Origin of the sequence: Stenotrophomonas sp. HMWF003, from assembly GCF_003061285.1 — a bacterium.
Lineage (GTDB): Bacteria > Pseudomonadota > Gammaproteobacteria > Xanthomonadales > Xanthomonadaceae > Stenotrophomonas > Stenotrophomonas maltophilia_AP.
This window is the reverse complement of record NZ_QAIW01000033.1, coordinates 1-412: the sequence shown is the minus strand read 5'-3', so window position 1 is coordinate 412 and position 412 is coordinate 1. Positions and strand designations below refer to the sequence as shown.

Annotated in this window: 1 protein-coding gene; it reads right to left on the bottom strand. The window is 62.9% G+C overall.

What is annotated here, in order from left to right; all coding sequences use genetic code 11:
- Window positions 1–13: 13 nt before the first annotated feature.
- A complete protein-coding gene (locus DBR34_RS01220; RefSeq protein WP_128095382.1) occupies window positions 14–301 on the bottom strand; it encodes a hypothetical protein in 288 nt (95 codons plus the stop codon).
- Between the last annotated feature and the right edge of the window lie 111 nt (window positions 302–412).

The window sequence follows — 412 nt, the reverse complement described above, 5'->3', positions numbered from 1 at the left end:
ATGCCCGTCACAGTCACGCGGTATTGATGGATGCCGCACACAACCGAATGCAGTCGCCGGACTGCATCTGCATCGAAAGCGCCAGCGGCTGCTCGGCTTCGCCCGCCACTTGGGTTATGTCGTCGATCGAACTGCTCGGTCCCCAAGGTTCGTCCCGTTCCAGACGGAAGAAGCGGAGTCCTCGGGCGGTTACCCGGCGCTCGGTGGAGGTCCGGTCCAGCACGATGAGGGTCGCTTCAGCAGCCCCCCAATCGATACGGATAGAGAGCAGTGTCCAGTCATGGGTGTGCGCCGGCGCCACAGTGGGAGAGGTGTCACCGGCGATCCTGCCATGTTTGCCAGCGTCGGTTCAGGCTGAAACCCGCAGGTAACTGGCCCGGGCTGCCTTCATCTGTCGGGCACAGAGCATAGA